We start from the raw sequence: 24116 nt of genomic DNA, 5'->3' as shown, positions 1-24116 counted from the left end.
CGTGAATACTGTCCCCATGCGGTTCTTCTACGACTCCGAGTTCATCGAGGACGGAAACACCATCGAGCTGGTCTCGATCGGAGTCGTCGGTGAGGACGGTCGCGAGTTCTATGCGGTGTCCACCGAGTTCGACCCCGGCCGGGCCGGGGACTGGGTGCGCGCGAACGTCCTGCCGAAACTGCCGTCGCCGTCCTCGCCGGTGTGGAAGGACCGTCGTCGCATCCGCGACGACCTCCTCGACTTCCTCACCGCCGACGGCACCGACATCGAGCTCTGGGCGTGGGTCGGCGCCTACGACCACGTCGTGCTCTGCCAGCTGTGGGGCCCGATGACCGCACTGCCGCGGGCGATCCCGCGGTTCACCCGGGAGCTGCGACAGCACTGGGAGGCGGCCGGACGTCCGCCGCTGCCGCCCGCGCCGTCGGATGCCCACGACGCGCTCAGCGACGCCCGCCACAACCTGCGACGCTGGGAGGCGATCGAGAAGGCGAGTGCGGCCCGCGGGAACTGACCCTGCCGGGTGTCCGGGCCGCGACGCTCCATTAGTCTGGAACGGTGGTGAACTGGACCGTAGACGTTCCGATCGACGAACTCCCCGAACTGCCCCCGCTGCCGGGCGGCCTGCAGGAGCGGTTCGACGCCGCGCTGAGCCGACCGGCGCTGCAGCAGCCGAGCTGGGATCCCGACGAGGCCCGCAGGATGCGCACGGTCCTCGAGTCGGTTCCCCCGATCTGCATGCCGGCCGAGGTCGAGTCGCTGCGCGATCAGCTCGCCGCCGTCGCCGAGGGGCGCGCGTTCCTGCTGCAGGGCGGTGACTGCGCGGAGACCTTCGCCGACAACACCGAGCCCCACATCAAGGCCAACATCCGCACGCTGCTGCAGATGGCCGTCGTCCTGACCTACGGCGCGAGCCTGCCGGTGGTCAAGGTCGCCCGCATCGCCGGCCAGTACGCCAAGCCGCGGTCGTCGGACACCGACGCCCTGGGCCTGCCGTCCTACCGCGGTGACATGGTCAACGGTTTCCCGGCCGACGAGGCCGTGCGCCGCCACGACCCGTCACGCCTGGTGCGCGCCTACGCCAACGCCGCCGCCGCGATGAACCTGGTCCGCGCGCTCACCCAGGCCGAGGCCGACCTGCACCGCGTCCACGACTGGAACCGCGAGTTCGTGCGGACCTCGCCGGCCGGCGCCCGCTACGAGGCGCTCGCCGCCGAGATCGACCGCGGCCTGCGCTTCATGGACGCCTGCGGCGTGACCGACTCGAGCCTGAAGTCGGCGGCGATCTACGCCTCCCACGAGGCCCTCGTCCTCGACTACGAGCGCGCGATGCTGCGCCTGGCGGACAGCCCGCGTGGTGCCGAGGGCGCCGAGAAGGTCCTCTACGACCTGTCGGCCCACTTCCTGTGGATCGGGGAGCGGACGCGCCAGCTCGACGGCGCGCACATCGCCTTCGCCGAGCTCATCAACAACCCGATCGGTGTGAAGATCGGCCCGTCCACCACTCCCGAGCAGGCCGTCGAGTACGTCGAGCGGCTCGACCCGCACAACCAGCCGGGCCGTCTCACCCTCGTGGCCCGCATGGGCAACAACAAGGTGCGCGAGGTGCTCCCGGCGATCGTCAGCGCCGTCGAGGCGACCGGACACAAGGTCATCTGGCAGTGCGACCCGATGCACGGCAACACCCACGAGGCGTCGACCGGTTACAAGACCCGTCACTTCGACCGCATCGTCGACGAGGTGCAGGGCTTCTTCGAGGTCCATCGCGCGCTCGGCAGCCATCCGGGCGGTGTCCACGTAGAGCTCACCGGCGAGGACGTCACCGAGTGCCTCGGCGGCGCGCAGGAGATCTCCGACGCCGATCTCGCGGGACGTTATGAGACCACCTGCGACCCGCGCCTGAACACCCAGCAGTCGCTGGAGCTGGCATTCCTCGTCGCGGAGATGCTCCGCGGCTAGTCATTGCGAGGCGGTCGGACGGTCGCCGGGCGTGGTCAGAACACCGCGAGATAGGTGGCGCCCACGTAGAACCCGGCGGCGCCGAGGCCTGCGACCACCAGCAGCACGAACAGGATCCACAGCACCGAACCCAGGCGGCTGCCGCCGATGAACTCGGGTTCGAGGTCGGTGCGGTCGTCGAGCTCGGCGGACCGGCGCGGCGCGGGCCGCCCGGGTCGGGGCGGTGCCGGCGACGGATCGCCGACCGCCGCGACCGGACGGGGTGACTCCACGGGGGCCGGGGCATCCGCTGCGGAGTTCCCCGGTTCGTAGGGTCCCGGACGCGACTGGACCCGGGTGCCGTGACCGGCCGGCGCGGCCGCGCGGTAGCGCGCACGGATCTCCCGCTCCCGCGAACGGCGCGGGGCCGGGACCGTGTACGGCGGCAGGTGGAGTTCGTCGGCCACCGCGAGCAGCGCCGCCTGCATCTCGAAGCCGTCCGCGTACCGGTCGTCGGGGTTCCGCTCGGTGGCGCGCAGCACGATTTCGTCGAACTCGGCCGGGACGCCCGCGATCACGTCGCCGGGCGCGGGCACGTCGTAGGACAGTCGCTGGTAGGCCAGGGCGAGCGGCGAATCGCCGTGGAAAGGCGTTCTGCCCGTGAGGAGCTCGAACATCATCACGCCCATCGAGTAGACGTCGCTGCGGGCGTCGGCATGGGTGGACTCGACCTGCTCGGGGGAGAGGTAGGCGGCGGTGCCCAGGATGACGCTGGCCGAGGTCACGCCCGCCTCGGCGACCGCCCGCACCAGTCCGAAGTCGGCGACCTTCACCTCGCCGGCGTCCGAGATGAGCACGTTCTCGGGTTTGACGTCCCGGTGGACGAGTCCGGCGGCGTGCGCCGTGCCGAGACCGCCGAGGACCGGATCGGCGACCGCCACGACGGCGTGCGGCGGCATCGGGCCCCGCTCGCGGAGCAGCTCGCGGAGGCTGCCGCCGTCGACGAGTTCCATGACCAGGAACGCGATCCCGCCGTCGATGCCCTGGTCGTAGACCGCGACCAGCCCGGGATGCTTGAGTCCGGCGACCGCCCGGGCCTCGAACTCGAAGCGGCGCAGGAACTGTGGGTCGGCGGAATACCGCGGGTCCATGACCTTGACCGCGACGTCGCGTCCCAGCCGCAGGTCGACACCGAGATAGACCGCCGACATGCCGCCCCGCGCGATGGGTGCGTCGATGCGGTACCGGTCCTCGAGGACGGTGCCGAGCATCGTGTCGACGGGGGAGTTCACGACGCTGAATCTACCTGCACGCCCGCGCGGTCGGGGTCACCGGAGCCGGTGATCTCGACCGTTGTCGGCCGATCGTGCGGATCGACCGACACCGGGTGCCGGTGCTGCGGTTTCACCGGCCCCGCGCAGCCGCTACGCTGCATCACGTGGGTTCCCTACCGTTGTCCCCGGACACTCTGCCCCCTGATGTCGAGACACTCTCGGTCGAGGATGTCGCCAAGCGTCTCGGCGTGTCGTCGAACCGTGTCCGCACCCTGATCCGCGACCATCACCTGCTCGCCGTCTCCCGCGGCGGTCAACCGGCCGTCCCGGCGGTGTTCTTCGACGACCTCGGAGTGGTCAAGCACTTCTACGGTCTCGTCGAGGTGCTGCTCGACGGCGGCTACACGCGCGACGAGGCGCTGGCGTGGCTGTTCACCGTGCAGGAGGATCTCGGCCTCCACCCGGCCGCCGCGCTGCACACGCACTCCGCGCGCGAGGTCATCCGACGGGCGCAGGCTCAGGCCTTCTGACCGGTGGCCCCGGCCGGGGTTCCCGCGGCGTCCTCGGCGCCCCACGCCCAGCGGCCGAACCGGCCGAGCCGCAACGGATCCGGCCGCACGAGTGACCAGGCCGCGAGTCCGGCGAGCGCGAACGCCAGCACGAGTTCGAACGGCTTGTAGAAGACGATCGCGTCGTCCGGCTGGAAGACGATCAGCAGGAACGTCGACGCCCCGACCACCGTCGCGTACGTCCAGCGGGGCAGCGTGAACGCCACCGCGACCACGAGCACCCACGTGTAATACCAGGGGAGCGTGGACGGTTCGAGCACCAGGACGGCGAGCATCGCCCACGCGATGCCCGCGACCGCGGTCCGCTCGTCGTGACGCTTGCGCCACCACAGTGCGACGAGGACCAGCGCCAGCACCGCCGAGCCGATGGCGCGCGTGATCTCCAGCACCGGTTGCAGATTCAGCGCGACGAAGGGCGCCGCGACGAGGGTCACGACGTGCGCGACGAGGGTCGGGATCGTGAACCAGTTGATGATGACGTCGGCCCATCCGAGTCCGGTCAGCCAGCCGACGCCCAGCCCGACGACCAGCGTCCAGAAGCCGAACACGGCCAGCGAGATCGCCACGATCGCGGCGAAGACCCCGACGACGTCGCGCGGGGTCACCGGACGCCGGGACCGGATGTGCGACAGCCAGATCCACAGCACGAACGGCACCGCTACCCCGGCGGTGATCTTGATCGAGACCGCCATCGCGAGAACCGCCGTGCCCCAGGCGTGGCGCCCGGCGACGACCAGGGCGAGGCCGGTGGCGAGCACGCCCATCATGAGCATCTCGACGTGCGGGCCGGCGACGATGTGGATGAGCACCATCGGGTTGAAGAGGGCCAGCCACAGCCCGGTCTGCGGGGACGCGCCGAAATGAGCCGCCAGGCGCGGGATCGCCCAGAGCGACAGGAAGAGTCCGGGCAGCAGGACCAGCCGGATGGCCAGGACGCCGAGCACGACGTGGTCGCCGGTGACGTCGGTGACCACCCGGAACAGGCCCATCGTGAACGGTCCGTAGGGGGCCGTGGTGGTGGCCCAGACCGTGGCCATGGAGTCGACGAGGGGCCCCGGGTTGTGCGCGGGCCCGTCGGCGTAGGGGTCGAAGCCCGCGCCGAACACCGCGCCCTGCGCGAGGTAGGCGTAGACGTCGCGGCTGTAGACCGGCGCGGCGACCAGCAGCGGTGCCGCCCAGGCCAACAGCCAACGCTGCAGCGTCCGGGTGCCCGGCGCGGGCGGTGCGTCGTCCCCGCCGTCCGGTCGTCGAGCCGCACGGAGGAGTCCGCGCCCCAGCCGGACCCACGCGAACACCATGCAGAAGACCCCGGCCCAGAAGAGGACGCCGGAGACGTTCTTGCCGTGGCCGTAGGTGATCCAGCTGATCCCCAGGTCGGTCAGGACGGTCCAGTTGCGGGGCGGGTCGCCGACGCCGAAACTGCCCAGGCACACCAGGACCGAACCCAGTGCGCCGATCAGGAGATCGCGGCGGATGGTCATGCCTCGCGATGCGCGGTCCGGTGCGCCACCGCGGTGAGTTCGGCCCGGATCTCGTCGCCGATGTCCGCGGAGTCCAGTGCGGCGAGTGCGTTGCCCAGCAGGTCGTCGATGGCGGTCTCGATCTCGGCGACCGCTCCAACGTCGACGAGAATTCCGCGGGCCGAGGCCAGTTCGGCGTCGTCGAGCGGGCGTCCGATCAGCTCGCGCAGACGCTGTCCCAGTGCCGGGTCGGTGTCGTCGGCGCGCCGCAGCGCGGTCCCCAGCAGGGCGGTGCGCTTGCCGGACACGAGGTCGTCGCCGGACGGTTTGCCGGTGCGGGCGGGATCGCCGAAGACGCCGAGCAGGTCGTCGCGCAGCTGGAACGCGATGCCGAGGTCGTGGCCGATCCGGCGCAGCGTCGCCACCAGGGGCTCCGACGCACCGGCCAGGCGGGCGCCGAGTTCGAGCGGGCGGGCCACCGTGTAGGCGGCGGTCTTGAACTCCATCACCCGGTATGCCGCCGCGGCCGACTCGTCGCCGCTGGCCTCGTTGACGATGTCGAGGAACTGCCCGCCGAGCACCTCGGTGCGCATCGACGCCCACGTGGCCCCGACCGCCGGGGGCAGTGCGCGATACCGCCGGTCGGCGCCCTCGGCCGATTCCGTCGGTGCCCCCGGCCGGTGGTCGTGCACGAGGTCGTCGGCCCAGGCGAGCGCGAGGTCGCCGGCGAGGATCGCGGCCGCCACGCCGTGCTCGGCGGCGTCACCGGCCCACTCGGCCTCCACGTGGCGCGACTGGAAGACGCGGTGCAGCGTCGGGTTCCCCCGGCGGGTGTCGGAGTGGTCGATGATGTCGTCGTGGATGAGGGCGCAGGCCTGGACCAGTTCGAGTGCCGCACCGACGCGCAGGGCGTCGGAGGCGTCGCGGCCCACCGTGGGGTCGTCGAGACCGGAACCGTCGGCCGCAGATTCGTCGGGCCGCGCGGATTCGGTCATCCCGCAACGCCAGCCCGCGAAGGCGAACACCGGACGGATGCGCTTGCCGCCCTGCAACACGAACTCGCGGACGAGGCCGGCCGCGGCGCCCACCACGGGGGCGATCTCGGTGGCCGCGGGCACCGCGGTGTCGAAGAACGTGCGCAGTTCGGCCTCGACGGCCGCCGGGACCGCATCGAGCGAGGCCGGCATGGGGATGGCGGAGGTCACCCTGCCAGGCTATGCGAATCGCTCTCTACACTGGGCGGGTGACCCCAACCGCTCCGGCACCTTCGATCGTCGAACGCCTGTCCGCTCCGCACCGTGGACCGGTGCCGTTCTCCGTCGAGTTCATGCCCCCGCGCGACGCCGACGGCGAGGCCCGGTTGTGGCGCGCGGTGCGCATCTTCGAGCGGTTGTCCCCGGCCTTCGTGTCGATGACCTACGGCGCGGGCGGGTCCACGCGCGACCGGACGGTGCGCATCACCGGCGAGCTCGCCGCCCAGACCACCCTGCTGCCCGTCGCGCACCTGACCGCGGTCAACCACAGCGTCGACGAGCTGCGCGCGCTGGTCGGCGCCTACGCCGATCAGGGCATCACGAACCTCCTCGCCCTGCGCGGCGACCCGCCCGGTGATCCGCTGGGCGAGTGGGTCAAGCACCCCGACGGCGTCGAGTACGCCGTCGAACTCGTCCGGCTCATCAAGGACCTCGGCGACTTCCACGTCGGCGTCGCCTCCTTCCCCGAGGGACACCACCGCGCGATCGATCTCGAGCACGACACCGCCAACCTGGTGAACAAGCTGCGTGCCGGTGCCGAGTACTCGATCACCCAGATCTTCTTCGACGTCGAGGACTACCTGCGCCTGCGCGACCGGGTGAGCAAGGCCGACCCCGAGCAGGGCGCCAAGCCGATCATCCCGGGCATCATGCCGGTGACCTCCCTCGCGAGCATCAAGCGCATGGCCTACCTGTCGGGCTCGGTGATCCCGCCGGCGGTGGAGGAGCGATTCGCGAAGGCCGCCGGCGACGGGCCCGAGGAGAACCGCGAGGCGGTCCGCGCCGTCGGCATCGACTTCGCGACCGAAACCGCCGAGCGGCTCATCGCCGAGGGCGCGCCGTGCCTGCACTTCTGCAGCCTCAACTTCGCGAAGGCGACCACCGAGGTGCTCGGCCGGCTCGGCGTCGACGTCGACGCGGCGCTCCACGTCCCAGCCTGACGTGCGCTGCCGGGCGGGCCCGCGGGGCCTGCGATCCCGGGTTGCCGGTTCGGCGCCGGTCAGGCGTCCTTGCCGGAGGCCTCGCCCGACGAGCTGTTGCCCGATGATCCCTTGCCCGCGGTGGCCGGGGAAGTCGGGTCGGCCGCGGCCGACAGTCCTTCGGCGGACAGCGAGGTCGGCGTGGTGTTCTTCGTCGGACGTCCCGGGCGCGGGCCCTTGTAGCGCATCCGGTAGGCCATCCGCGCGATGACGGCGACCACCAGCAGGCAGACGATCGCGAGGAACCACGACCAGCTGCTCACCGCCGCGGTCGCCGGATCGGGGTAGGTGGCGTCGGCGCTGAGGTCCGACGGTTCGCCCGGCTTCGGTGTCCAGGTGACGGTCGACTCGCCGACCTGCTCGCCGTTGGTGGCCGTGACCGGCCCGCCGAAGGTCACCGTGAGCTGCACGTGGTCGCGATTGGGCACGAGCTCGGAGAGGTCGGTGTCGCCGCGGAACCGGACCACCTCGCCGCTGCGCTTGGCGGTGAGGTCCATCGTCAACGAGGTCTCGCCGTAGGCGTCGGCGACGATGTCGCCGAGCTGACCGAATTGGCCGGCGGTGAGATCGGTGAAACTCGCGCGGGTGCCGACCCGGGTGACCTTCTCCTCGTTCTTCTCGTCCCCGCTCTTGTCGTCCCCGTTCTCGTCGTCCGGGCTCTCCTTGTATTCCGTCACCGAGACCTGGCCGAGCATCGATTCCGGGATGTCGAGCTGGGGCGCTCCCCGCGGGTTGTCCGGGGAGGTCGCGACGATGACGTTGCCGGAGTAGCGGTCGCCGACGGTCGTCGACCGCTCGAGGCAGCCGGCCGTCAGCGGCGACAGCAGCAACGCCGCGAGGAGGACCGCCAGCGGTGTCAGGCGGCGACGGGACCGGTGGCCGCGAGCGGCATCGAGGGTCGGTGAATCCGTATCGGGAGTCGACGATCGCACGCTGCTCATCGTGCCAGACGCTCAGCCGAAGAGCCGTCTGCGCCGCAAGACGGCGTGGGCGGCGATGTATCCGCTGGCGCCGGTGACGCCGCCGCCGGGGTGCGTCGACGCCCCGGCCAGGAACAACCCGTCCGCGCCGGGCACGCGGTGACCGGCGAGATCGGGCGTGGGCCGCCACATGAACATCTGGTCGATCGACATCTCCACGTGCATGATGTTGCCGCCGATCATGCCCAACTCTTCCTCCAGGTCGGCCGGCGTCTGGACGAACCTGTGGTCGATCGACTCCGCGAAACCGGGTGCGTGCCGGTCGACCTCGGCGCACACGGCCTCGGCCGCGGCGGCACCGGCGTCCGCCCAGTCGCCTGCGGCGAGCCGGTACGGATGCCACTGCGCCCACAGGTTGATCGCGTGCCGGCCCTCGGGGGCGAGGCCCGGGTCGATCGCCGAGAAGCTCATCGCGACCACCGCCGGTCGCGGCGGCAGCTCACCGACCGCCGCCGCGGAATGCGCGCGCACGAGGTGCGACCGGTCGGTGACGAGGAGTCCGAGGGCGGAATGCACTCCGTGCGCGGGCAGGTCGTCGGGCAGGCCCTGGTACTCGGGCAGCGCGGTGGTGCCCAGACGCACGGCCATCCCGATCCCGGTGCCGACGACGATGTCGCGTCGCCAGCGCTCGATGGTCGCCGGGTCGAATCCGCCCGCCGCGAGCAGGTCCAGCGTCGTCAGGACGTGGCACGCGCTGATCACCGTCGGCGTGCAGCGGCGATCACCGGACGCGGTCTCGACCCGCCAGTGGTCGCCGCATCGCGTGATCGACACGGCGGGGTCGCCGCACGAGATCTGTCCGCCGTCGGCGCCGATCCGGCTCACGAGCGCGTCGGTCAGGGCCCCGCTGCCGCCGACCGCGCGTCCCGGGGGAATCCGGTGCATGAGTGCGGCGAAACCGATCATCGGCGCGGTGCCCGGCGCGCTCATCGGCGGGCCGGACTGCGCGCCGAACCAGGCGAGGCCGGCCTTGAGGTGCTCGGAGTCGAACCAGCGGTCGAGCAGCGCGTCGCCGGGGGCCATGAGCTCGGCGGTCAGGTTGAGCATCTCGCCCCCGCGGCGGCCGATCACGCCGGTGCGGGCCGACGACGCGGTGGACCCGAGGCCGAGGAAGGAGCGGCCGAAACGCCCCATCGTCGCCGGCTGGTAGAACGCGTCCATCACCGCCGCGGCCCGCGGGGTCCAGGTCGCGACGAACTCCCGGTAGGCGGCGGCATCCCTTGCGCCGCACGAACGTTCGATCGAAGCGCAGGTGGCGTCGAGGTCGGTGCGGAAGACGATCGCAGGGGCCGAGTCCGTGGCCGGGACGAATGCCCACGGGTCGCAGTCGATGTACCGCAGCCCGTGGGCGGCGAGGTCGAGGTCGTCGAGGACGGGGGAGTGCCGGATCATCAGGTGCGCCGACGAGCCGCGGTCGATGCGGTGTCCCGGAAAGCGCTCGACGGTGGACACCGCGCCGCCGGGGATGGCGTCGCGCTCGAGCACCTCGACGTCGCGCCCGGCCTGCGCGAGATAGGCCGCGGCGATGAGACCGTTGTGGCCGCCGCCGACGATCACCGCATCGCGCCGGAGGCCGTGCGGTGTGGCCGACGGGGTGCGCGGCGCGGTCATCCCGCCTCGCCGGCCTGCGGGCGGAACTCGAGGGGCAGCGGGCGGCCGAGGAAGGCGAACGGGCGCGGGTCGCCGGTGAAGGTGAAGTTGCGCAGGACGTCCTGGAAACCCATGCGTCGGTACAACGACCAGGCCCGGTTGCGCTCGGCCGGGATCTCCGGGGTCGACAGCAGGACGTGGCGTTCCGGACGGTCGGCGAGCAGGTTGACCAGCAGCCATTGTCCGATGCCGTGCCCCTGGGCGGTGGGGTGGACGTGGAGCTCGGTGAGCTCGAAGTAGTCGCGCGCGATGGCCTCGATGTCCTCGGGGGAGCGGCCGGTCTGGCGCAGTCCGAGTCGCAGCTGCTGGTTCCACCACTGGCCGGTGGCGCCGGTGTAGCCGTAGGCGATGCCGACGAGGACGTCGCCCGGGCCCCGGCCGACGGGCGGGGCGACCCGGCGCCGCGCGGTGGGCATGGCCTGCGCCTCGTCCGGTGGGATGGTCGCGATCGCCCCGATCGCGCGCCAGCCGGGCCGGGCGATGTGCTCGCGCCACAGGGCGGCTCGATGGATCTCGGTCCCGCGGGGGTATCCCATCGCGGTCACGTACACGTCGAGCGCCGGCTCGAGCCAGATGTGCGAGTCCTGACCGCTCAGGGTCACCAGCCGGATGGTCACGGCCGGGCCGTCCGTCGATCGGCGCCCGTCGTCCACACCCGGTGGGTCGCGGTGTTCTGGACCATGCTGGTGGGACTGTCCTCTCGGTGCCGGCTCCGCCCGTGCCCGAACCCGCCGGTCGCGGAATTCGGGCCGTGGGCCCTGGTGTTGAACCAGTTGCGTTCGATCCACGTGCGTGTGCCGATCGGCCGATCGGCGCCCGCACGAAGGTGACGGTCCACGTCTTGAAGAGGTGCCCGTCGCTAGCTATATTGAACGTGTCGAACGGGTGTTCGATGAATGTGCCTCCGCAAGCTGTTCGCGTTCATCCGACGACTCGGGCGGTCCGGTGGCGGACGAGGGAAGCGTCTGCCGCCGGACACGCCTCGCCGCCGCACGTGTGTGCACTCCGCCGAGTGAGCGGGCCGAGCGATGTCAGACCCTTCCGGCAGGCTTCGGTACGACACAGCCCCGGCGGCACGGAACGCCGGGTGTTGCCGGCCCGGTGCACGAGAGGGGTGCACGGCAGAGAGGAGGACGCCATGCCCAGCAGGACCACCACCCGCCGGTCCGCATCGGGGTCGCGCCGCGGGGTTCCCGTCGACCCGGTCATGGTCGGTCGTGCCCGGGATCTCCTCCAGCGCGCGCATCTGCTCCTCGACAACGCCGACGGTGTCACCGACGACGCCGAGCGTTTCCGGCAGCTCTATCTGGTCGCGCTGCGTGCCGCAGGTGCGGCGCTCGCGATCGGCGAGCCGCCGACCACGACGCGGCGCAGGACCTCCAACGCGTGGACGCGCATCGGGGTCGTCGTGCCCGAGCTGGCCGGTCCCGCCGCGCGCTTCGCATCGCTGTCGTCTGTACGGATGAAGATCGAGTCGGGGATCATCCGGACTCTCGATCCAGAGAGCGTCGCCGGCATGCGGTTGCTCGTCGTCGACTTCCTTCGCAAGGTCGAGACCCTCGTCATCGCCTACGAACAAGGCAAATTCGGGACGGACGAGGTCCATATCGGGCAGACCGCGTGAGGTGCGGCACGTTTCCTGTGTGCTCGGCATGAAACCGTGATCGGTTCGTCCCGTACAAGACCCGGTTATGGTGGTCGCGGCCGATTTCACCTCGTATCATGGGTGTATATATGGCGCAGACGCCCTACCGGTCGCGGTTGACCGACGTCGGCGTCGCGGATCAGGGAGAAGGAGGGTCGGTGCCACTTTCGGAGCACGAGCAACGCATGCTCGAACAGATCGAGAGCGCTCTGTACGCGGAAGACCCCAAGTTTGCGTCCAGCGTCAAGAGCCGTCGGCTCGGCAGGTCGAGTGGCCGTCGCCGCCTGCAGGCCGTGGCGATCTTCGCCGTCGGCCTGGTACTGCTCGTCGGCGGTCTCATCGTCAAGATCGACATCGGGGGTTTCCCGATCGTCAGCCTCCTGGGCTTCCTGGTGATGTTCGGCGCCGGACTCTTCGCCCTGTGGGGTGACGATTCCGACGACGCGACGGTGACCCCCATCGGTCGCGGCGCCCGCAAGCCTGCCGGTGGCCGCGGAGGCAAGCGCAAGCTGTCCGAACGGATGGAGGAGCGCTTCAACCGCCGCTTCGAACAGGAGTGAGGCCCCACCGCGCCCCCTGAGGGCGTCGGTGGCCTCGATACGACTCAGAGACAGAGCCGCGTCCCATCTCGGGACGCGGCTCTTTGCGTGCATGTCGGACCCGGTGCCGCGGCTGCCGGCCCGCCGGTATGCGGCCGCCCGCCACGCGTTCCCCACTGCTCCCCACCGGGAGTCCCCACTTCCCCCCACCTGGGCTCCCCACTTCGCCCCACTCCGGGACAAATGCATGTCGCAGACGCCTCTCACGTCACATGAGGCTCGGGTGTAACCGCGGTTCGACGTGGTCCGATCGTCGGGACACGCAGATCGACCCAAAATTTCACCCTTCTGAACTGGGGATTTACTGCCGGTGGGAGATCGAGTGGGCACCTGGGGTGGAAAGTGGGGGAAAGTGGGGTACTGTGACAGCACTGGGTGAAGCGATCCGGAGCGTGAATCCCAGGGGGCAGGAGGTGTCGACATGTCGTCTGTGCGATTTGTCGGCGAATACCGGCCCAAGTTGGACGACAAGGGGCGACTCACGTTGCCTGCGCGGTTCCGCGACGATCTGGCGGGAGGATTGGTGGTCACGAAAGGCCAGGATCACAGCCTGTCGGTGTATCGGACCGAGGAGTTCGACGCGATCGCGGCGAGGATCGTCGAGGCGTCACGCAGCAACCCCGATCTGCGTGCGTTCCAGCGGACGTTCTTCGCCGGTTCGGAAGAACAGCGGCCGGACGGTCAGGGCAGGATCGTCCTGTCCGCCGCCCATCGGACCTACGCGGGACTGTCCAAGGAATGCGTGGTGTTCGGCGCCTACGACCACGTCGAGATCTGGGATTCGGCCGCATGGGACGAGTACCAGGCCCGGCACGAGGAGGACTTCTCGGCAGCCAACTCGGCCGCGTTGAACGCGGTCCTGTAGCCGAGGGGCCGCAGAAGAGGACCACGGCTTCGGGTGGCACGAGGCCCCGGTCCGGCACGACCCTGGCGTACTTCCCCAACGCCAGGTGCGTGATCGGACCGGGACCCCGCTCCATCCGGAACCCCGGACCCGCACTCTGCGACCCTGCCCGAGACGTCACCTCGGTGACACAGATGGAAGAGCCGACACGAACCTGCCGAACGATCAGGCCGAAACGCCGATGGGGGCCCTCGAGTGGATGACACTGGTGACGACACACGCCGGTCCGGCGAGTTCGGCCACATCCCGGTCATGGGGCGCCGGATCGTCGAACTGCTCACCCCGGCACTGGAATCGGACGAGACCCGCGTCTTCCTCGACGCCACTCTCGGAGCCGGCGGGCACAGCGAACTCATCCTGAACGCCTTCCCGAACGTGCGGGTCATCGGCATCGACCGGGACTCCTCGGCACTCGACATCGCGCGGCGTCGGCTCGAGCCGCACTCGAACCGGCTCTCGCTGCACCAGGCGACCTTCCACGAGATCGACGACGTCCTCGCCGAGGCGGGGGAGACGTCGATCGACGCCGCCCTGTTCGACCTCGGGGTCTCTTCGATGCAGCTCGACCAGGCCGGCCGCGGCTTCGCCTACTCCGTCGACGCCCCGCTGGACATGCGGATGAATCCCGACGACCCGCTGACCGCCGCGGACATCCTCAACACCTACTCGCACGGCGAACTGGCCCGGGTCCTCTCCGAGTACGGGGAAGAGCGCTTCGCGGGCAAGATCGCCTCGGCCGTCATCCGGGAGCGGGAGAAGGAACCCTTCACCACCAGCGCACGCCTGGTGGAGCTGCTGTACGCCACCATCCCGGCGGCCACCCGCCGCACCGGAGGGCATCCGGCCAAGCGGACCTTCCAGGCCCTGCGCATCGAGGTGAACCACGAACTCGACGTTCTCCGGGAGGCGCTTCCGGCCGCGCTCGATGCCCTCGTCGTCGGCGGACGGGTGGTGGTCATGAGCTATCAGTCGCTCGAGGACCGGATCGTCAAGCGGGAGTTCGTCGCCCGTACGACGTCGAAGTCGCCGCCCGGGCTTCCGGTCGAACTGCCCGGCATGGCGGCCGAATTCCGTCTCGTGACGCGCGGTGCCGAGCGTCCGGACGAGGAGGAACTGACCAGCAATCCGCGATCCGCCCCGGTGCGGGTCCGGGCGATCGAACGAGTCGAGAAGAAGGGCTGAGCATGACTGTCGCGCAAGAGGCCCCGACGCGCTCGGGCTCACGACGTTCGGAGCCCCGGCGGTCGGACGCCCGCGGTCGGGGCGACGCGGGACGCGGATCACGACGCGGCGCCGCGGCCGGTGACACCCGGCTGTCGCGGCGCGCCCGGATGGAATCCGAGCGGGCCACCCGGTCCAAGGCCGCGCAACGTGCCCTCGATCGCAGGCGCAAGCGCATGGCGACGACACCCGCAACCCGCGGGGGATTGTCGCTGGCCGGGGTGTCGTTCCGGGAACGGTTGCAGCACACGCCTTTCGTCGTCCCGGTGATCGCGCTGCTCGTCCTCGGGCTCGGCCTGAGCCTGTGGCTGTCGACGAAGGCGGCGCAGGACTCCTACCGTCTCGGGATCGAGCGGGCGGAGAACCAGGCCCTGATCGACCAGCGGGACGCCCTCAAGCGCGATTACGAGTCAGGCAACTCGGCGCCCGAGTTGTCCCGGGAGGCAACACGTCTCGGCATGATCCCGGCGCAGAACCCGGCCCGGATGATCGTCGACGATCCCCGTCGGCCGCGGATCGTCGGCAAGCCGGCGCCGGCCTCCGGCAAGCCGATGGTGGACCTGAACCCGCAGCCCACCCCGGACCCGACCGAGAAGATCGACCCGAAGCAGGTGGACGACTCGATCGGTCTGGGCGGAAGCGCTGCGGCCGCCCCGGCGAACCCGCCCGCCCCGGCGCCCTCCGGACAGCCGGCGCCGCCGTCGCCCTCCGGACAGCCGGCGCCGCCGTCGCCCTCCGGACAGCCGGCGCCACCGGTGAATACGCTCCCGCCGACCCCGGGGGCAGGCCAGGCACCTCCGAGCCCGGACCCGCGGTCGCCGGCGCAGCAGTCCCCGGCGCCGCGACCGACGACGCCCGTACCGGCCCCGAACGTGGTGCCCCGCACCTGAGGTGGCGGATGCGCACGGACGAATCGCGAACCACCGAAGCCAAATCCCTGATACGACCCTGAAGCGGTGAAGAATTGACCAGCATGACACGTGCGACCTTCGAGCGAGTCGGCCAGGGGCCGTCCCGCCCGGGACGTCGCCCGGGCCGCGGTTCCGGCGGGAGCGCCGGACGATCCGGATCCGGCGGCAAGCCGCCACGTTTCGGCGGAGGCGGCCCCCGCAACGGCGGGGGTTTCTCCTCGTTCGGCTTCCGGACCCGCGTGTTCGGCGTCGTTGTGCTGCTCATCGTGCTCGCGGTTGCGACCAAGATGATCGTCGTCCACACCATCCAGTCGGGCTCGATCTCGGCCGAGGCCGCCCAGCAGCGCGAGTACACCCAGGTGCTCACCGCCAAGCGCGGTTCGATCCTCGACCGCAACGGCCGTCCGCTCGCCTACACCGACGAGGCGCGGGCGCTGACCTTCCTGCCCAAGGCGGTGCGCAAGTCGATCGCCGACGAGCACGAGAAGAACCCGGAACTGCCCGACGTCGACACCCGGCTGAAGGAGATCGCGCGTGGCGTCTCGGAGATGCTCGGCGGGTCGATCGAGGAGAAGGACCTCCTCGAGAAGATCACCGGCGACGAGACCTTCGTGTACCTCGCACGGTCGGTGAGTCCCGATGTGGCGTCGCGGATCACCGAGAAGTACCCGGAGGTGGGCGCCGACCCGCAGAGCATCCGGCTCTACCCGGGCGGCTCGCTGGCCGCGAACGTCGTCGGCGACGTCAACTACGACGGCAACGGGCTGATCGGACTCGAGGCGTCGCTCGACGCGATCCTGTCCGGAACCGACGGGTCCCGCACCTACGACCGGGGTTCCGACGGCGCCATCATCCCCGGCAGCATGCGCAACGTGCACCCGGCGATCAACGGCGCCACGGTCCGGCTGACCCTCGACTCCGACACCCAGTGGTTCGTCCAGAGCGAGGTCATGAAGGCCAAGCAGCTCTCCGGCGCCAAGTCCGCCTCGGCGGTGGTCCTCGACGCGAAGACCGGCGAGGTCCTCGCGATGGCCAACGACGGCACCTTCAACGCCTCGCTGCCGCTGTCGGAGCAGCCGAAGGCCGAGCTCGGCAACCCGTCGGTCACCTCGCCGTTCGAGCCCGGCTCGGTCAACAAGATCGTCACCGCGGCCGCCGCGATCGAATACGGCCTGACCACCCCGGACACCGTGCACAAGGTCCCCGGCAGCATCCAGATGTCCGGGGTCACCGTCCGTGACGCGTGGGCGCACGGCGTCGAGCCGTACACGACCACCGGCATCTTCGGCAAGTCCTCCAATGTCGGCACCCTGATGCTGGCCAAGAGGGTCGGCGAGGAGCGCTTCGCCGAGATGCTGTCCAGGTTCGGGCTGGGGCAGCGGACCGGCGTCGGCCTGCCCGCCGAGAGCGCCGGCGAGGTCCCCGCGCTGAGCCAGTGGTCGGGCGGCTCGTTCGCGAACCTGCCCATCGGGCAGGGCCTCTCGATGACGCTGCTGCAGATGACCGCGATGTACCAGGCCATCGCCAACGACGGTCTGCGCATCCCGCCGCGCATCCTCATCTCCGAGGAGCGCGACGGGCAGGAGCCCGAGGAGCGCGCGCGTCCCGAGCCGATCCGGGTGGTGAGTCCCCAGACGGCACGCGTCGTCCGCGACATGTTCCGCTCGGTCGTGCAGGACGACCCGATGGGCGAGCAGATGGGCACCGGCGCCAAGGCCGCGGTGAGCGGCTACCAGATCTCGGGCAAGACCGGCACCGCGCAGCAGGTCGACCCCTCGTGCGGTTGCTACTCGAACTCGCGCTACAACATCACGTTCGCCGGTATCGCGCCGGCGGACAACCCGCGCTACGTCATCGGCATCATGCTCGACAACCCGCGGCGCAGCTCCGACGGCTCCGGGGGACAGTCGGCGGGCCCGTTGTTCTCGACCATCGCCTCGTGGATGCTGCAGCGCTCTCAGGTGCCGTTGTCGCCGCCGGCCCCGCGCCTGACCCTGACCGCGCGTTGAGGCCCGTCGTCCGACGCCGGGTCGCCGGGATCGGGTCGGTGGGGGTCGGGCCCTAAGGCCCACCGCGTCCCGGCACGGGTTCGACGGGTCGGTATCGTGAGTGGGATTCTGCGCTCCGCACGCAGTACCCGACCGGCAACGGCCGGGACCGTTTCCGCCCGCCCGGCCGTTGCCGGTGACACCGACCAGAACACCCGACCAGGACGAGGAGGCGAGATACGCATGGCGTCTCGTGGCTCTGCCGGTAAGGGGACCGGTGGCAAGAAGAAGGGCGCCAAGGTCCCCGGCCGCCCGCGCGAGGTCGCGCCCACCGCGGTGACCGTGCTGTCGACGGCGACCGGCGCCCGCCTCGACCTCGTCGGCGGCGCCGACCGGGACACCGTCGTCCGCGGCGTCACACTTCGCGCCCAGGACGTCCGGCCCGGCGACCTCTTCGCCGCGCTACCCGGGGCGTCGACCCACGGTGCGCGATTCGCCGACCAGGCCGTCGCGGCCGGGGCGACCGCCATCCTCACGGATTCCGCGGGCCGCGCGGAACTCGCGCGCGTGCTGCCGCCGGAGACCGCGGTCGCGGTCCTCATCCATTCCAACCCGCGGTCGGTGCTGGGCAGCGTCTCCGCCCGCGTGTACGGCAACCCCTCGCAGCGGCTGAAGCTCATCGGCATCACCGGAACCTCCGGCAAGACCACCACGTCGTACCTCGTCGAGGCCGCCCTGTTGGCCGCGGGTCACTCGGTGGGTCTGATCGGCACCGTCGAGACCCGCGTCAACGGGGTCGCGCAGCCGAGCTCGCTCACCACCCCCGAGGCGCCCACCCTGCAGGCCCTGCTGGCGTCGATGCTCGAGGACGGCGTGGACGTCGTCGTCATGGAGGTGTCCAGTCACGCCCTGTCGCTGGGGCGCGTCGACGGGGCCCACTTCGCGATCGGCGCCTTCACCAACCTGTCGCAGGACCATCTCGACTTCCATCACTCGATGCGCGCGTACTTCGACGCGAAGGCGCAGCTGTTCGCGCCGGCGTCGCCGGTGCACGCGGTGCGGTCGGTGATCTGCGTCGACGACGACTGGGGCCGGCGCATGGCCGAGATCGCCCGCCGGCCCGGCGAGGCGCCGCACATGCAGCCGGTCACCGTGTCGACCGGGCCGACCCCGGCCCACTGGCGGGCGGGGGAGTCGGTTCCCGCCCCGGATGGCACCACGCACACGCCGATCGTCGAGCCCGAGGGTCGCCACGAGCTCGTGATCCCGTTGCCGGGCCGCTACAACGTGGCCAACGGCCTGCTCGCCGTCGCGGTGGCGCACGCCGCCGGGGTGCCGGTGAGCACGGCTCTCGAAGCGGTCGCGAAGGTGAGCGTGCCCGGACGCCTCCAGCGCGTCGACCTGGGACAGCCGTTCCTCGCGCTCGTCGACTACGCCCACAAGCCCGGTGCCGTCGAAGCGGTCCTGACCACCTTGCGCGGACAGCTCGGGGGGACGGAGTCGTCGGCCGGCCGGCTCGCCGTCGTGCTCGGCGCCGGCGGCGACCGTGACGCGGGCAAACGGCCGCTGATGGGTGCGGCCGCCGCGCGCGGCGCCGAGCTGGTCGTGGTCACCGACGACAACCCGAGGTCGGAGGACCCGGCCGCGATCCGAGCTGAGGTCCTGGCCGGCGCCCGCGGGGTCGACGAGGCAGATCGCCCGCCCGGTGCGGAACCCGTGCGCGAGGTCGGCGACCGGGCCGCGGCGATCGCCGAGGCCATCGCCTGGGCCCGGCCGGGAGACATCGTGCTGGTCGCGGGCAAGGGACATGAGACAGGGCAGGAGATCAACGGCGTGAAGCATCCGTTCGACGACCGGGAGGTCGTCGCTCAGGCGCTCGAATCGGTCATCGGGGACGCCTCGGCGTCGACCCCGGCGGCGGAGGGCGATCGATGAGCGACGCGTTCGTCACGGTCATCCGCCCGGATGCGCCCGTGTCGGTCGACGACGCGCGAATCCTGCTGCGCCGCCTCGTCGAACGCGCGGCCGCCGAGCGCGCCGTACCCGGCGAGGGGCCGCGCACCTGGGCGGTCATCGCGGAGGTGGCGACGCCGGAGGGGATCGAGGAGAATCAGCGGGTCGTCGAGCACGACCTGCTCGGTCGTCAGGCGGTCCGCCTCGCCGTGGACAAGACCCTGTGCATCGGAGACTCACGCTGTGTCCACGCCCTCCACCAGGGCGCGGTCATGGAGGGGTCGTGGGGCGACGAGGCCCGGATCGTCGACTCGGTCGAGGCCGCCGCGGCGCTGCCGGCCGCCGAGCCGGACTGGCGCCCCGCCGCCGGCGACGTGATCCTGCTGGCCGCCGCCACCGCCGACCTGCGGTCGGTGATCGAGGCATGGGGCGAGACCTGCGGGTGGCGGATCCGGTTCGAGGATCCGGAATCCGAGGACGCAGACGCATGACGGCGCGCACGCCGGCGCGGCCGGACAACAGCACAGGAGTCGGAGAGACAGGCGTGGTCGGGAACAGACGAGTCAACACGGGGGCAGCACGGTGACCCAGATCCTCCTCGCGGGTGCGATCGCGATCGCGGTGTCGATCCTGCTGACCCCCGTCCTCATCAAGGTGTTCTCCCGCCAGGGATTCGGTCAGGAGATCCGGGTCGAGGGCCCCAAGAGCCATCAGACCAAGCGCGGCACGCCGTCGATGGGCGGCGTCGCGATCCTCACCGCGCTGTGGGCGGGCTACTTCGGCTCCCATCTCGTCGGCGTCTTCACCGACCCGGGCAACGGACCCACCGCCTCGGGCCTGCTGGTGCTCGGTCTCGCCACGGCGCTGGGCCTCGTCGGCTTCCTCGACGACATGATCAAGATCCGCAAGCACCGCAACCTCGGCCTGAACAAGACCGCGAAGTCGGTGGGGCAGTTCATCGCCGCCATCCTCTTCGGCGTGCTGGTGCTGCAGTTCCGCAACGACTACGGACTCGCGCCCGCGAGCACCAACCTGAGCTACGTCCGCGACATCGACGCGATCGGCCTCGGCGCGGTGGTCTTCGTGATCTTCTGCTGGCTGGTCGTGGCCGCCTGGTCGAACGCGGTGAACTTCACCGACGGGCTCGACGGCCTGGCCGCCGGCTCGATGGCGATGGTCCTCGGCTCGTACGTCCTGGTGACGTTCTTCCAGTTCGTGAACGCCTGCGCCGGCGGCGCCAAGCCGCCGAGCGAGATCCCGACCGGCTGCTACCAGGTCCGCGACCCGCTCGACCTCGCGATCATCGCGGTGGCCGGCGGCGGCGCCTGCCTCGGCTTCCTGTGGTGGAATGCCGCACCGGCCAAGATCTTCATGGGCGACACCGGTTCGCTCGCCCTCGGCGGCCTCCTGGCGGGTCTGTCCATCACCACCCGCACCGAGCTGCTCGCGGTCGTCATCGGCGCCCTGTTCGTCGCCGAGATCATGTCGGTGGTCATCCAGATCGCGTTCTTCCGCACCACCGGACGCCGCGTCTTCCGGATGGCGCCGTTCCACCACCATTTCGAACTCGGGGGCTGGGCGGAGACCACGGTCATCATCAGATTCTGGTTGCTGACCGCCATCGCCTGCGCGCTCGGCCTGTCGCTGTTCTACGGCGAGTTCCTCACCTCCAATGGCTGACGGCTCGATGGATGACCTCGGCCGGACCGGCGACGACCCGTTGGGCCTGACCGGCCGGACCGTGGTGGTCGCCGGTGCGGGAACCGCGGGCCTGTCCGCGGCGCGGTATCTGCTGACCCGCGACGTCCGCCTGGTGCTGGCCGACGACCGGTTCGCCGCGGCCGACGCCGATGCCGACGCCCGCCGGGCCGCCGTGGACGCCGTCGCCGGGGCGGCCGAGCTGGTCGAGCAGGGCGCGCGGGCGGTGTCCGTCGGCGATCTCCTGGCCGACGACGGCTGGGCGTCGGACACCGCGGTCGTCATCGTCTCGCCCGGGTTCGCGCCGACCCACCCCCTCGTCGTCCGCGCCGAGGAAGAGGGAGTCCCGGTCTGGGGCGAGGTCGAGCTGGCGTGGCGAGTCGACGCGGCCGGGCTGCTCGGCGAACCCCGCACCTGGCTGGTGGTGACCGGGACCAACGGCAAGACCACGACCACCTCGATGCTCGCCGAGATCGTCGAGCGGTCGGGCCGATCCGGCGCGGCCTGCGGCAACATCGGCCTGCCGGTCCTCGACGCGATGCGGGCGACCCCGCGCGTCGACGTCCTGTGCGCCGAGCTGTCGTCGTTCCAGCTGCACTGGGCCCCGTCGGTGCGGCCGGCCGCCGGAGTCGTGCTCAACATCGCCGACGACCACCTCGACTGGCACGGGGGCTTCGAGGCGTACGCGGAGGCGAAGACCGGCGCGCTCCGCGGGGACATCGGCGTGGTCGGCCTCGACGACGCCGTCGCCTCGACCCTGTCCACCGCAGGACGCCGTGTCGGGTTCACGCTCGAGCCGCCGGAGGACGGTCAGCTCGGCGTCGAGGACGGCCGGCTCGTCGACCGCGCGTTCGGCGCCGGCGAGCTGGTCGAGGCCGACGCCATCCGGCCGGCGGGCCCCTCGGGGGTGGCCGACGCCCTGGCCGCGTCGGCCCTCGCCCTCGCGATCGGGGTGTCCCGCGACGCCGTCGGGTCGGCCCTGCGCGACTTCCGTCCCGGTGCCCACCGCGGCGAGGTGGTCGCCGAGCGCGACGGGATCGTCTTCGTCGACGACTCCAAGGCCACCAACCCGCATGCCGCGCAGGCCGCGGTGTCCGCGTTCGGCCGGGTGGTGCTGATCGCGGGCGGTCTCCTCAAAGGGGCGTCGATGGACGACATGCTGACCGCGGTCGGCGACCGGCTCGCCGGAGTGGTCGCCATCGGCCGCGATCGTGACCTGGTCGTCGAATCAATTGCACGACACGCCCCAGAAGTCCCAACAGTCACAGTATTCACAGGGGACGATGGCACTGTGAACGTGCATCGCCCGGGACATGCCGATCCCGTCCCCTTCTCGATCGATTCGTCGGGTGTGGACACCGCCGTCGCCGTGATGGAGCGGGCGGTCTCCGAGGCCTGGGAGCTCGCGGTCGCGAGCGACCCGGCGCCCGACGCGGTGCTCCTCGCACCCGCCGCGGCGTCGCTGGACATGTTCGCCGGATACTCCCGGCGCGGCGACGCCTTCGCCGATGCGGCCCGACGCATCGCCGGCACCAGCGCCCGGCGGTGAGCCGGATGCGCACCGACGACGCGGTCGACGCCACCGCGTCGGATGACGCCGTCCCGACCGGTCCCGACGAGCACGAATCCGAGAACGGATCTGCGATGAAGGACGAGAACGACACCACTGCGAAGCGGTCCCGGCGAACGCGGGACGCGGAGTCGAAGGACGCTGCGGCTCCGGCCTCGACGGCCGCCGCGCGCGGCTCGGACGCCGCCGCGATCACCGCGTCGATCCCGGCGATGGTCGTCGACGCGGTGCGCAACCTGCTCGCGCGTCCGCTCGCGTCGTACCAGCTCGTCCTGACCCTGGCCTTCCTGCTCACCGCGTTCGGCCTCGTGATGGTTCTCTCGGCGTCCTCGGTGGAGGGCTACTCGCAGGACGGTTCGGCCTACGGGCTGTTCACCACCCAGGTCATCTTCGCCGGTCTCGGCCTGATCGTCTTCTACATGATGCTGCGGCTGCGGGTGAGCCTGATGCGCCGCTTCGCAGCTCCCGCGATGGTGGTGACGATCGTGCTCCTCGCGTTGGTCCTCGTGCCCGGCATCGGCACGTTGAGCCAGGGCGCCCGGCGCTGGTTCGTCATCTCCGGCATCTCGGTGCAGCCCTCGGAGCTGGTGAAGGTCGCCCTGTGCGTCTGGGGCGCCCACCTGCTGGCGTCGCGCCGCCGCGACAACGCCTCGCTGAAGGAACTGCTGATCCCGCTCGTGCCGGTCGCGCTGCTGATCTGCGTGCTGATCATCCTCGAGCCCAACCTCTCCACGACGATCACGATCGCGATCATCGTCGGCGCGCTGCTGTGGTTCGCGGGCCTGCCGATCAAGGTGTTCGCCGCCTTCGCGGCCACCGGCGTCGCGCTCGCGGTGACCCTCGCGCTCGTCGAGGGCTACCGCTCGCAGCGCGTGATGAGCTTCCTCGGCAACGTCGACGACCCGCAGGGTGCGGGCTACCAGGCGCGGCAGGCCACCTACGCGCTCGCCAACGGCGGCGTCTTCGGCGTGGGACTCGGCCAGTCCAGCGCCAAGTGGAACTATCTGCCGAACGCCCACAACGACTTCATCTTCGCGATCATCGGCGAGGAGCTCGGCCTCATCGGCGGCTTGTTGGTGGTGTTCCTGTTCGTCCTGCTCGGCTACGTGGGGTTCCGGATCGCGCACCGGTCCACCGATCCGTTCCTGCGCCTGATGACCTCGACCATCACCGTCCTGATCCTCGCCCAGGCGTTCATCAACATCGGTTACGTGATCGGGCTGCTGCCGGTGACCGGCATCCAGCTCCCGCTGATCTCCGCCGGCGGCACGTCGACGCTGACCGTCCTGGCGATGCTGGGCCTGCTCGCCAACGCCGCGCGGCACGAACCCGAGGCGGTCGCGGCGCTCACGGCCGCCCCGCCGAGCCGTGTGGCGCGGTGGCTGCGGCTGCCGGCCCCGGTCGCCTACCGGCAGTCGCGGGTCGAGATGGCTCGCGAGCGGCTCGACCGTCGCCGGAAGGCGGCCGGGCAGGCGAGGGGCACCTCGTTCCGACGCGAGCCCGGACCCTCGCGTGGACGCGGGGCC

21 protein-coding genes are annotated in these 24116 nt (G+C 71.2%); 15 read left to right on the top strand and 6 right to left on the bottom strand.

Features of this window, described 5'->3' with window-relative positions:
* Positions 1-16 precede the first annotated feature (16 nt).
* Together GP2_RS11275 and GP2_RS11270 are read left to right on the top strand one after the other, a co-directional pair.
* Positions 17-511 carry a polyadenylate-specific 3'-exoribonuclease AS gene (locus GP2_RS11275; protein ID WP_040526822.1) on the top strand — a complete coding sequence of 165 codons (495 nt, stop codon included), beginning with the start codon at positions 17-19 and terminating at the stop codon, positions 509-511.
* Between the two features lie 44 nt (positions 512-555).
* Positions 556-1956: a class II 3-deoxy-7-phosphoheptulonate synthase gene (locus tag GP2_RS11270; RefSeq protein ID WP_006900638.1), complete on the top strand. Its 1401-nt coding sequence runs from the start codon at positions 556-558 to the stop codon at positions 1954-1956.
* A gap of 35 nt (positions 1957-1991) precedes the next feature.
* On the opposite strand, the gene GP2_RS11265 is transcribed toward GP2_RS11270, so the two are convergent.
* The gene (locus tag GP2_RS11265) at positions 1992-3227 is read right to left on the bottom strand and encodes a protein kinase domain-containing protein (RefSeq protein ID WP_006900637.1); all 1236 of its coding nucleotides are present in this window, start codon (positions 3225-3227) and stop codon (positions 1992-1994) included.
* 146 nt (positions 3228-3373) lie between these two features.
* Between GP2_RS11265 and GP2_RS11260 the strand changes: the two genes are divergently transcribed.
* Positions 3374-3739 carry an Rv2175c family DNA-binding protein gene (locus GP2_RS11260; protein ID WP_006900636.1) on the top strand — a complete coding sequence of 122 codons (366 nt, stop codon included), beginning with the start codon at positions 3374-3376 and terminating at the stop codon, positions 3737-3739.
* On the opposite strand, the gene GP2_RS11255 is transcribed toward GP2_RS11260, so the two are convergent.
* Together GP2_RS11255 and GP2_RS11250 are read right to left on the bottom strand one after the other, a co-directional pair.
* On the bottom strand, positions 3727-5259 hold the full coding sequence (locus GP2_RS11255; protein WP_006900635.1) for an alpha-(1->6)-mannopyranosyltransferase A: 1533 nt from the start codon (positions 5257-5259) through the stop codon (positions 3727-3729). The two genes, GP2_RS11260 and GP2_RS11255, sit on opposite strands and share 13 nt — an antisense overlap.
* On the bottom strand, positions 5256-6443 hold the full coding sequence (locus GP2_RS11250; protein ID WP_006900634.1) for a polyprenyl synthetase family protein: 1188 nt from the start codon (positions 6441-6443) through the stop codon (positions 5256-5258). The genes GP2_RS11255 and GP2_RS11250 overlap by 4 nt, the downstream gene beginning before the upstream one ends.
* Before the next feature lie 11 nt (positions 6444-6454).
* Between GP2_RS11250 and GP2_RS11245 the strand changes: the two genes are divergently transcribed.
* A complete protein-coding gene (locus tag GP2_RS11245) occupies positions 6455-7432 on the top strand; it encodes a methylenetetrahydrofolate reductase (protein WP_006900633.1) in 978 nt (325 codons plus the stop codon).
* Positions 7433-7491: 59 nt separating this feature from the next.
* On the opposite strand, the gene GP2_RS11240 is transcribed toward GP2_RS11245, so the two are convergent.
* The 3 genes from GP2_RS11240 to GP2_RS11230 are packed head-to-tail and all read right to left on the bottom strand — an operon-like array spanning position 7492 to position 10718.
* On the bottom strand, positions 7492-8412 hold the full coding sequence (locus GP2_RS11240) for an LppM family (lipo)protein (RefSeq protein ID WP_006900632.1): 921 nt from the start codon (positions 8410-8412) through the stop codon (positions 7492-7494).
* A gap of 12 nt (positions 8413-8424) precedes the next feature.
* Complete coding sequence (locus GP2_RS11235; RefSeq protein ID WP_006900631.1) at positions 8425-10062, bottom strand: phytoene desaturase family protein; 1638 nt, start codon at positions 10060-10062, stop codon at positions 8425-8427.
* On the bottom strand, positions 10059-10718 hold the full coding sequence (locus GP2_RS11230) for a GNAT family N-acetyltransferase (RefSeq protein WP_006900630.1): 660 nt from the start codon (positions 10716-10718) through the stop codon (positions 10059-10061). The genes GP2_RS11235 and GP2_RS11230 overlap by 4 nt, the downstream gene beginning before the upstream one ends.
* A 521-nt stretch (positions 10719-11239) precedes the next feature.
* Between GP2_RS11230 and GP2_RS11220 the strand changes: the two genes are divergently transcribed.
* From GP2_RS11220 to ftsW, 11 genes are all read left to right on the top strand, one after another.
* Positions 11240-11725 (top strand): SAV_6107 family HEPN domain-containing protein, encoded by a 486-nt coding sequence (locus GP2_RS11220; RefSeq protein WP_006900629.1) that lies wholly within the window; start codon positions 11240-11242, stop codon positions 11723-11725.
* 179 nt (positions 11726-11904) lie between these two features.
* Positions 11905-12306: an SCO2097 family morphological protein gene (locus GP2_RS11215; protein ID WP_006900628.1), complete on the top strand. Its 402-nt coding sequence runs from the start codon at positions 11905-11907 to the stop codon at positions 12304-12306.
* Between the two features lie 460 nt (positions 12307-12766).
* Positions 12767-13210: a division/cell wall cluster transcriptional repressor MraZ gene (gene mraZ, locus GP2_RS11210; protein WP_006900627.1), complete on the top strand. Its 444-nt coding sequence runs from the start codon at positions 12767-12769 to the stop codon at positions 13208-13210.
* Positions 13211-13444: 234 nt separating this feature from the next.
* Positions 13445-14431, top strand: a complete 987-nt coding sequence (gene rsmH, locus GP2_RS11205) for a 16S rRNA (cytosine(1402)-N(4))-methyltransferase RsmH (RefSeq protein ID WP_006900626.1) — start codon at positions 13445-13447, stop codon at positions 14429-14431.
* Positions 14432-14433: 2 nt separating this feature from the next.
* Entirely contained in the window at positions 14434-15360 is a 927-nt protein-coding gene (ftsL, locus tag GP2_RS11200; protein ID WP_006900625.1) for a cell division protein FtsL, read from the top strand.
* Between the two features lie 83 nt (positions 15361-15443).
* The gene (locus GP2_RS11195; RefSeq protein ID WP_006900624.1) at positions 15444-17390 is read left to right on the top strand and encodes a peptidoglycan D,D-transpeptidase FtsI family protein; all 1947 of its coding nucleotides are present in this window, start codon (positions 15444-15446) and stop codon (positions 17388-17390) included.
* Between the two features lie 222 nt (positions 17391-17612).
* A complete protein-coding gene (locus GP2_RS11190; RefSeq protein ID WP_006900623.1) occupies positions 17613-19304 on the top strand; it encodes a UDP-N-acetylmuramoyl-L-alanyl-D-glutamate--2,6-diaminopimelate ligase in 1692 nt (563 codons plus the stop codon).
* Positions 19301-19813: a hypothetical protein gene (locus tag GP2_RS11185; protein ID WP_006900622.1), complete on the top strand. Its 513-nt coding sequence runs from the start codon at positions 19301-19303 to the stop codon at positions 19811-19813. Before GP2_RS11190 ends, GP2_RS11185 begins: the two co-directional genes overlap by 4 nt.
* 91 nt (positions 19814-19904) lie before the next feature.
* Positions 19905-21002, top strand: coding sequence for a phospho-N-acetylmuramoyl-pentapeptide-transferase (gene mraY / locus GP2_RS11180; RefSeq protein WP_006900621.1), 1098 nt, complete (start codon positions 19905-19907; stop codon positions 21000-21002).
* Positions 20995-22569, top strand: coding sequence for a UDP-N-acetylmuramoyl-L-alanine--D-glutamate ligase (gene murD / locus GP2_RS11175; RefSeq protein WP_006900620.1), 1575 nt, complete (start codon positions 20995-20997; stop codon positions 22567-22569). Before mraY ends, murD begins: the two co-directional genes overlap by 8 nt.
* A gap of 5 nt (positions 22570-22574) precedes the next feature.
* A partial coding sequence (gene ftsW / locus GP2_RS11170; protein WP_006900619.1) for a putative lipid II flippase FtsW occupies positions 22575-24116 on the top strand: 1542 nt, incomplete at its 3' end.

It is taken from the genome of Gordonia paraffinivorans NBRC 108238 (assembly GCF_000344155.1).
Classification (GTDB): Bacteria; Actinomycetota; Actinomycetes; order Mycobacteriales; family Mycobacteriaceae; genus Gordonia; species Gordonia paraffinivorans.
The sequence above is the reverse complement of the archived record's forward strand: the minus strand, read 5'-3'. Positions and strand labels throughout refer to the sequence as shown.